Source organism: Sphaerospermopsis reniformis (assembly GCF_005402885.1).
GTDB classification, from domain to species: domain Bacteria; phylum Cyanobacteriota; class Cyanobacteriia; order Cyanobacteriales; family Nostocaceae; genus Sphaerospermopsis; species Sphaerospermopsis kisseleviana.
Map to the genome: position 1 here is coordinate 1 of NZ_BJCE01000219.1, position 9,012 is coordinate 9,012.

Annotated in this window: 10 protein-coding genes; 5 read left to right on the forward strand and 5 right to left on the reverse strand. The window is 37.5% G+C overall.

Annotation, left to right across the window (positions count from 1 at the left end):
- Together FFR48_RS21950 and FFR48_RS21955 are read right to left on the reverse strand one after the other, a co-directional pair.
- Nucleotides 1–268 (reverse strand): hypothetical protein (locus tag FFR48_RS21950; RefSeq protein WP_236104141.1); only part of this gene is annotated, 268 nt, incomplete at its 3' end.
- A gap of 814 nt (nt 269–1,082) precedes the next feature.
- Nucleotides 1,083–1,295, reverse strand: coding sequence for a hypothetical protein (locus FFR48_RS21955; RefSeq protein ID WP_096567966.1), 213 nt, complete (start codon nt 1,293–1,295; stop codon nt 1,083–1,085).
- A gap of 233 nt (nt 1,296–1,528) precedes the next feature.
- Between FFR48_RS21955 and FFR48_RS21960 the strand changes: the two genes are divergently transcribed.
- Nucleotides 1,529–2,668: an SGNH/GDSL hydrolase family protein gene (locus FFR48_RS21960; protein ID WP_096567964.1), complete on the forward strand. Its 1,140-nt coding sequence runs from the start codon at nt 1,529–1,531 to the stop codon at nt 2,666–2,668.
- A gap of 77 nt (nt 2,669–2,745) precedes the next feature.
- Here FFR48_RS21960 and larE read toward each other — a convergent pair whose 3' ends face one another.
- Nucleotides 2,746–3,579, reverse strand: a complete 834-nt coding sequence (gene larE / locus FFR48_RS21965) for an ATP-dependent sacrificial sulfur transferase LarE (protein ID WP_096567962.1) — start codon at nt 3,577–3,579, stop codon at nt 2,746–2,748.
- 156 nt (nt 3,580–3,735) lie between these two features.
- Between larE and FFR48_RS21970 the strand changes: the two genes are divergently transcribed.
- From FFR48_RS21970 to FFR48_RS21980, 3 genes are all read left to right on the forward strand, one after another.
- Nucleotides 3,736–4,104: a hypothetical protein gene (locus FFR48_RS21970; protein WP_236104142.1), complete on the forward strand. Its 369-nt coding sequence runs from the start codon at nt 3,736–3,738 to the stop codon at nt 4,102–4,104.
- Nucleotides 4,105–4,259: 155 nt separating this feature from the next.
- Complete coding sequence (locus tag FFR48_RS21975) at nt 4,260–4,994, forward strand: ribonuclease T2 (protein WP_199291046.1); 735 nt, start codon at nt 4,260–4,262, stop codon at nt 4,992–4,994.
- 447 nt (nt 4,995–5,441) lie between these two features.
- Nucleotides 5,442–7,514, forward strand: coding sequence for a single-stranded-DNA-specific exonuclease RecJ (locus FFR48_RS21980; RefSeq protein ID WP_137668845.1), 2,073 nt, complete (start codon nt 5,442–5,444; stop codon nt 7,512–7,514).
- A gap of 113 nt (nt 7,515–7,627) precedes the next feature.
- On the opposite strand, the gene psb30 is transcribed toward FFR48_RS21980, so the two are convergent.
- Nucleotides 7,628–7,747, reverse strand: a complete 120-nt coding sequence (gene psb30 / locus FFR48_RS21985; protein WP_009342523.1) for a photosystem II reaction center protein Ycf12/Psb30 — start codon at nt 7,745–7,747, stop codon at nt 7,628–7,630.
- Between the two features lie 255 nt (nt 7,748–8,002).
- On the opposite strand from psb30, the gene FFR48_RS21990 reads away from it, so the two are divergent.
- The gene (locus FFR48_RS21990) at nt 8,003–8,353 is read left to right on the forward strand and encodes a YkgJ family cysteine cluster protein (protein WP_137668846.1); all 351 of its coding nucleotides are present in this window, start codon (nt 8,003–8,005) and stop codon (nt 8,351–8,353) included.
- Between the two features lie 89 nt (nt 8,354–8,442).
- Here the strand turns inward: FFR48_RS21990 and FFR48_RS21995 are convergent, their stop codons facing one another.
- The gene (locus tag FFR48_RS21995) at nt 8,443–8,775 is read right to left on the reverse strand and encodes a hypothetical protein (protein WP_137668847.1); all 333 of its coding nucleotides are present in this window, start codon (nt 8,773–8,775) and stop codon (nt 8,443–8,445) included.
- Nucleotides 8,776–9,012: the final 237 nt, after the last annotated feature.

Here is a 9,012-nt window from a genome sequence, read left to right on the forward strand (position 1 = left end):
CGGGTTGTGTGTAATGTTTGGTTTGTTGTGTCGTGTTCTCTAGATAGGCTGTTAGGTTTGTAGTGGGGATTGGTGTTTTATTATTGGTGACTGTTGATTTGTGACTGGTGAATGTTGGGTGGTGACTGGTGTCTGGTGACTGGTGACTGGTGACTGGTGACTGGTGAGTGGTGACTGGTGACTGGTGACTGGTGACTGGTGACTGGTGACTGGTGACTGGTGACTGGTGACTGGTGACTGGGTAATCAATTTGATGTTTCCCAATCAACTATCAACTCAGAAGTGTTGAATGTTAAGATTTTGAGGATATTGTCCAATTTGTGCATTGGTATCAGTGATACCAAATTTCAGCAATTAATGACTCTATTCTCAATAGACAATAGGTTTTACCTGGGTAAAACGCCAAGATTGTAAAGTTTTATTGCAGGATTCAACACTTGTGCTATCAAATATCAACTATCAACTATCAACTATCAACTATCAACTATCAACTATCACCACGAAAAACTATATCTATATCTATTGTAAAAAAATTTTGATTCGGGGATCTAGAAACCCCCGTACTCAACATAAGATGTTCGTGTATTTTATCGCTTTATAGCGAGAGTACATGAAATTGACTCAAGAAGTGCTATAAAACCGATATTCGTCCCGATGGACACAAGATATCAGGGAAATAATCAAAGGATAACCAAACCAAAGGGCAATCTAGCCGAATTTGCTATAAATTGTCAATTTGGATTTGGTAGTGCTGATTTACTTTTTGTTTGTAAACCAGCGGTAATTAAAATCAATCCAGTTGGTTATCCTCAGAGTTTCGCTGAGTTCTTTATTAAGTTGTTAACCGATGAAGGGGATCTATTTTTAGACCCCTTCGCTTTTTCCAAAAGAACGGGTTTTGTTGATATGACTCAACAACACCACTGGGTATCTTTGGAATTGAATGAGGTTGATGGACGGGAGAATTTGCTTTTGACTTGGCTAAGAATCAATTTTTGATCAGTCGTGGTTGTTCTATTGTCCTCAAAACAGTCAATTATGCTGCACTAAAGACTTTAGAGTTTAGACTTCTCAATATAGATTCATATTTCGCCGTCTACTTGCATTTTATGCACTTTATCAGCTAACTCTTGACGACCTTGATCGTCTAGCTTATCAATTGCCATCATCCCCATGAGAATAACCTCTTTTAAGGTCAAACGTGTGGAATGTGCCTGTGTTTGCACTCTTTCTTTGATGATTGGACTTACGCCAATTGCGGTACTAGCTCTAGCCACGGAAATAAAAGGAAACATTAATGACTTCGCATAAATCTTAGCACTTTAAACGACGTTATTGTATATAGAATAAAATTTAACAATATTTTTTTAACATTTTGTAATCTGTGATTTTTTATACTTATATGTTGTAAACTACATTCTCATGGGGGATCTTGATACCGCGTAAGGAAAGTAGAATTTTCCTGAATTCAGCCAAATATGGCTGTCATAAGGAAAAGCAGTGAGTCCTTACAAGGAAAGAAAAAACGATGAAGGAACCTTATCTGTTGGCAGCAGGCTTGTTAACAGGATTGGCAGTACCAACATCGGCTCTCCCAAAGATGTCGAGTCTCCCACCTGAAAATACTGGATTTTTGGAGGATTTAAATCCAAGTTCACCATTACCAGGAGTAGATGAAAAAGTCACTTATCAAGTTGACATTTCTTTACCGGAATTCAGTAATCAAGCTATATCCAAACCAGGGAGTTCACAGTTAGCAGTACGCCAGAAAAGTAACTCCTTGCCAGAATTTAGTAGCCAAGCTGTATCAGCATCAGAGACTTCCCCGGTACGAGTTGAGAAAATTAGCCCCAGGGTGGAAATTTTGTCAGGGGAATTAGCAAACAACTTTTTAGCAGCACCGATAAAAACATCTTTAAACTTGAGTTCTCAAAAAACTAAGCGGACTCCTGTATCTGGGATTCAAATGTACTATTTAAGATTAGCTTCCCTGAAAACTGGGCAAATTTACACTCGTGTAGATGATGAAGATTTACAGTCATATTGGAAGTCAGAGAAAAAAGAGAAAGTCAGTTATCAAGATTGGAAAAGCTTATTAGCGATGGAAGCGAGAGCAATTTCCCAAGGTCAAGGTACAAATCGTTTGAGTATCTTGGTGGGTGATTCTTTGAGTATGTGGTTTCCTAAAGAAAAATTACCTGTTGGTAAATTGTGGTTGAATCAAGGGATATCTGGAGATAGTTCCGCTGGAGTTTTCAGGAGGTTATCAGCTTTTTCCCAGACGCGGCCAGAAGTTATTTATATGATGGTTGGGATTAATGATTTGCTCAAGGGTGCTAGTGATCAGACGATTTTACTCAATCATCGGCGAATTATTCGCAGTTTGCGGCAAACTCACCCCAAAAGTCAAATTATGGTGCAGTCGATTTTGCCTATTCGCCGCCCTCAAATAGCCAATAGTCGTATTCGTCATATCAATGCCCAAATTGCCTTAATTGCTCGTCAAGAGGGGGCTAATTATTTAAATATTCACAATTGGTTTACAGATTTTGATGGTAGTTTACGTCCTGAATTGACCACAGATGGTTTACATTTGTCACCCGCAGGATATAGTGTATGGCAGTCTGCCCTGCAAAAGATAGAGTATATAGTCGCTCAACGATTGTGAGGCAGGTGATTGGTGATTGGTGATTGGTGACTGGTGACAGTAAGAAGAGAATAGTAAGAGTCAATCAATTGTTGATTTTATGTAGCTGGAATTTGTTGTAAAACTTGGTTTAATTTACCACTGCGATAACCTTCTAAATCTAAGGTGACGTAAATAAATCCTAGATTTTGAAATGTGCTGACAAGGGCAGGTAAATCTGTTTTTAAGACAAAATCTGCTATTTTTTCTGGTGGTAGTTCAATTCTGGCTGTGTCTCCTTCGGAACGTACCCGCAGGTTATCCCATCCTAAATTTCTAAGATAAATTTCTGCTCTACCAACTCGCTGTAATTTGGCTATGGTAATTTCTTCACCGTAGGGAAAGCGAGAACTTAAACAGGGTTGGGCGGGTTTATCCCACCAAGGTAGGCCGAGTTGTTGGGAAAGTTGACGAACTTCGGCTTTTGTGACACTTATTTCTGCTAAAGGCGATCGCGCACCTCGTTCTTTTGCGGCTTGGATTCCAGGACGATAATCATGTAAATCATCGGCGTTGACTCCATCTACCACATAAGGATATCCTAACTCTAAAGCGAGGGGCTTGAGTGTGTCGTGCAATTCACTTTTGCAAAAATAGCAGCGGTTAACTGGGTTTGATGTGTAATTGGGATTTTCCATTTCGTGGGTATGAACGATTTTATGGGCTATCCCAATAGTTGCTGCTTGTGCTGTTGCGTCTGCTAATTCTTCTGGTAGTAGGGAAGGAGAAACTGCTGTTACAGCTAAAGCGCGATCGCCTAATACATCATAAGCAATCTTGGCAACTAATGTACTATCAACTCCCCCAGAATAAGCTATTAATGCCTGATCCATTTCCGCAAATAAGGCTTTTAACTGTTCTAGTTTTGCTTCTAGTTTTTTTGCTATTGTCATGCTGCTAAAACCCCATAACACCTGATCAATACCTATTATAGAAATAATGTCTGAATCAGGATTTACAGGATTGACAGATTTGCTGGATGGGATTTCCTAGATTTTAGGGTTTTTAACAGTATTTCCAGTCAGAGACTGGAAGGAATAAATTGGTATATGCTTGTATATGTTACATTAGCTGGAACTTGTGCTTCTAATTGCGGTCAAAAACCACTGCAATTTAAACCTGGTCAATATCTTCGTGTACAAGTGGTTAACCGCACGCCTAGAGTATTAACATTAGATCAATTACCAGAAATGCGACGTATTTCTTTAGCACCTGGAAAGGAATATACTGTAGATATGGAAAATGCTACAGCCCCTAATTTTTCCCTGTTGTTTTGGGATGATACGGGTAGGTCTTTAGATGCTAATGTTTCTAAACCCAATTTTGGGACTTTGCGTTTAGAACTGCGTCCTAGTGAAAAGTTTCCTGGTTATCGCTCTCTTTATATTCTCAATGATGGCAAGGTACAAGTATTTTAAACTTCAATTTTGCTATCAGAAATTCATAAAAATTAATATCCCTGATTTTTTTGCAGTCAGGGATATAACATCAATTATAAAATTGAGCTTAAAAAACTTAGATATAATTACAGTTGTGATAAATTTACTCTGTAATTTTATAGACCATCAGCTTTATGCGGTTTATCATAGCATTTCTACTATCTTTTTTACTGCTTGGCCAACAAGTCACTTATGCTGACATTTGCCCCACTAAAGGATGTGTAGAAAAATACTTATTATCACTTTCTTGGCAGTCTGCATTTTGTGAAACCCACCCCAATAAAATAGAATGTATGGCACAAACAGAAAATGGTTATGATGCCAGTAATTTTACTTTACATGGTTTATGGCCTGATAAACTGGCTTATTGCGGTGTTTCCCGTGATGATATCAACAACGATAAAACAGGAAATTGGGCAGCTTTACCTGTGGTAGAGGTTGATGCAGAAACCAGCAGTGAACTAATTGAAGTTATGCCTGGTGTAGTATCTAATCTTGAGCGTCACGAATGGGTTAAACATGGAACTTGTGACGGTAGAAATGCAGATGAATATTATGATATTGCTGTTGATTTACTCAAAGAAGTTAATGCTTCTGATGTCAGAGATTTATTTGCTCAAAACATCGGCGAAACCATTTCTTTATCTGAAGTAAAAACAGCATTTGACAGAACTTTTGGACAGGGGGCTTCTAGTAGTTTAAGTCTCAAATGTAATCCAGACAGTAAACTCGCTACAGAAATTCGTTTGAAAATTAAACGTCCTCAACCTGGACAAAAATTAGCAGATGTTTTAATTCCCAGTGGTGCATTGTCTTGTGACAAAGTTTTAATTGATGCCGTAGGTATTGGTAGTTTAAGCCAATCTTAGAGACAATTAGAGACAAATTTAATGTTGGGTGCAGCAAACGCTCAACCCAACATAATTTTATAATTTATTGTATAATTTAAACTTTCAAGTTTTAGCGAAAGTCTCCAATTTAGAACCAGAAGATGATGACAAATTGTAATAAGTAGTCGTGCCAAATAAATTGTATATTTGGGAGAAGGAACAGGTAATAGGAAATAAGGAATACAGTAAGCATTCAGCTATCAGTAATCAGTAATCAGCTTAAACCCATAATTTAGACAGGTTTGGTATCAAATTAAAAGTTTGCCCAATTCCACGCTAGATATTTACAGACTGGCATTAATCTTTTTTTAACATCTGTAATATCTATTATGTAATATCTATTGATATTATCTTAGGTGTTTTCTGCATCTTTTATTATAAAATATTCCTAATCACCAATCCACAATCACCAATTACCTATTACCGATGACTAATGACCAAAATATTAAACGTTTACCTAACCAACGTTGGCAAATTGCGCCCGCAAATATAGAATTAGCTGCAAAATTAGCTAGTTTAACGAATATTTCCCCTATTATCAGTCAGTTATTGATTAATCGGGGAATGGAAACACCAGAAGCAGTAGAAAAATTTATCAATCCTGAAAGTTTAAATTTACCTTCTCCTTTGGAAGATTTCCCCGATTTAGCGGTAAGTGTAGAATTGTTAGAAAATGCTATTAAAAATCAAGAAAAAATTGCTATCTGTGGTGACTATGATGCAGACGGGATGACTAGCACTGCTTTATTATTGCGAAGTCTCCGCGCTTTGGGTGCTGATGTTGATTATGCTATACCTAGTCGGATGCACGAAGGTTATGGAATTAATAAACGTATTGTTGAAGAATTCAAGAGTGAAGGTGTGGGTTTAATTCTCACGGTAGATAATGGTATTGCTGCTTGTGAACCTATTGCTAGAGCTAGAGAATTAGGTTTAAAAGTGATTATTACAGATCATCATGATCTTCCCAAAGAATTACCACCAGCTAATGCTATTCTCAACCCAAAGTTAATAGATGAATCTTCTCCTTATCGGGGTGTTGCTGGTGTGGGTGTAGCTTATATTTTAGCGGTGTCTTTAGCTCAACAAATGGGAGAATTAAAAGGTTTAGTTCACCCCATGTTAGCTTTATTTACATTAGGAACTATTGCTGATTTAGCTCCTTTAACTGGTGTAAATCGTCGTTGGGTAAAACGTGGTTTAAAGTTATTATCTAAGTCTACTTTACCAGGTGTTCAAGCTTTAATTCAAGTTTCTGGAGTTCAAGCTAGTGAAGGAGAAACAGAAAGTAATTCAAAATCTGATCTGAAATCCAAAATCCAAAATTCAAAATCTTTAAAACCTGATGATATTGGGTTTCGTTTGGGACCTAGAATTAATGCTATTGGCAGAATTGGCAACCCGCAAACTGTGATAGAATTGTTGACTACTGATGATATGGGAATAGCTCTAGAAAGAGCGATGCAGTGTGAACAGATTAATGCTGAACGTCAAAAAATGTGTGAGGAAATTGAACAGGAAGCAATATCATTAGTGGAAGATTTGTATGTAGAAGATTTACCTAAAAACCGGGTTTTAGTAGTTATTAAGGAAAATTGGCATCATGGTGTAATTGGTATTGTTGCTTCTCGTTTGGTTGAGCGTTATGGTGTTCCGGTTTTTATTGGTACTTTTGAAAGTGACGGTGTAATACGTGGTTCTGCAAGGGGAATACCTGAATTTCACGTTTTTGAAGCTTTAGAAGATAGTCGTGATTTACTCGGTAAATACGGGGGACATAAAGCCGCAGGTGGTTTTTCTTTGCCAGCAGATAATTTAGCAGATTTTAGATTACGTTTATCTGATTTTGCCAATCAATGTTTAGAAATTCAACATTTGAAACCTTTGCTAAAAATTGATGCTCAAGCAAATCTCTATCAAATCAATCAAGATTTATTCCAACAGTTAAATATTCTTCATCCTTGCGGTATTGAAAACCCTGATCCGGTGTTTTGGACTGCTAACGCACAAGTGATTGAACAGCAAATAGTTGGTAAAGGTCACATTAAATTAACCTTAGCGCAAACTATTGATAATAAAAGGTATGAAATTAAAGCGATCGCTTGGCGTTGGCGTGATTATTTTCCCCTACCATCACGAGTTGATATTGCTTACAAACTCCGGGAAAATAGCTTTAATGGTAATACTAATGTGGAACTGGAATTAGTGGGGGTGAGACTCCCGCAACAGGTAGAAAAATTATTTACTACATCAAAAATTTCTAAACCGACAAAGTTTGAATACAAACAGCGTCAATACACCTGTGGTATTTATCAAAATGGTGTAGGTGCAGAATTAAGAATTAAAAATAGTGAAGGTAAGGTATTAGTCATGCAGCCTGAGAATAAAATAGGTATGTTAGGGTTAAGTCGTGAAGATGCTAAACAGGTTGATTTATCTTTACCCCAATATGATGGTATTATTCAAGCTGCGATGCAGGCTTTGGTAGGGAATAGGTGACTGGTGACTGGTGACTGGTGACTGGTGATAGGAAAGAGCTTTTCCCAATTACCCATTACCAATTACCCATTATCCATTACCAATTACCCATTACCCATTACCCATGACCTAAATTATAGGTCGCCGTTGCGAAACGCGAGTACAAAAATTACTGCTGGTCCTGCAAGTACAATTAATGCTACACAGGTTAATTGAAACACAACTTCCCAATTAATATTGGCTAAAGCTTCCATTTTTCCTCCAAACGGTTTTAAAAAATTCAATAACTTAAATGCAAAGCCCGCATTAGATCATATCTGGATAGGGGCAGCAAGTTTTAAGTTACTTAACAAAATTATAGGAAAGTACATAAAAATGTAAACAGGGAATTGGTGACTGGGGACTGGTGACTGGGGACTGGGGTATTAATCTTCCCCCACCTCCCCATTTCCCTGTTCCCTACTGTCACCTGTCACCTATCACCTGTCACCTACTCCTAGAGGTATATTATGGCTACCTGGCAATGTATAAAACAATGTGGTGCGTGCTGTCATCTTGATCCTACAGAACGCCCAGACTTAGAAGAGTATCTTTCACCAGAGGAACTGGGACTTTATCTCAGTATGGTAGGTGAGGATGGTTGGTGTGTGAATTTTGACCACGAAACGCGAGAATGTACTATTTATGCTGATCGTCCGCGTTTTTGTCGGGTTCAAGTTGATACTTTTCAGGATATGTTTGGTATTGAAGCAGAAGAACTAAATGATTTTGCGATTGATTGTTGTCATCAGCAGATTGAAAGTATTTATGGCGATCGCAGTTTGGAAATGATCCGGTTTGATCAAGCTGTTGGTTTCTGATTTAATTCATACAGGTATTCTCTCATTGTGTTTTTGAGCGCAGTAATCAATGGGAGATTCAGTTTCGTGTACCTAAATTTTGCTACTGCTTACAAAGTTTCTATGCGATCCCATATATCTAACAATAATTTCAAGCTAGATAAATGATTCATTGATTCACATCGCTTTTTTAACGCATCTAGATACTTTTTACCCTCTACAACCTTTGGATCTTTTTTACTATAAGACAAACCAAATTGTTTGAGATATTCTTTGAGATAACGTTCATGAAATTTCGCTTTCGTCCTAAAAATATATCCAGGTGGACATGAACACATTTCTTCAGGATCATTTACCAAAATATCGTAATATGCCTGAAACTCCGATAAAACTGGAGAACTTTCCATTGAACTATATTCGGTAGGAATTTCTGCATTACCCAATGCCCATGTTTCAATACAGCAATTCTGAATTATTATATGAATCTCGGTTTTATCTATAGTGTAGCCTGACTTTAGATCATTAAGTTTAGATTTCACTTCATTAAAACGATCTATATAGGGTTTGCTGAATAAACCTAAAACCTTGATATATCAAAGGTTAGAGGCTGATAAACACAGAAATTAGTGCAAGGGTTTTGAAGGGTATACCGGAAAAAGTGTGCATTTTTTGGGATTTCA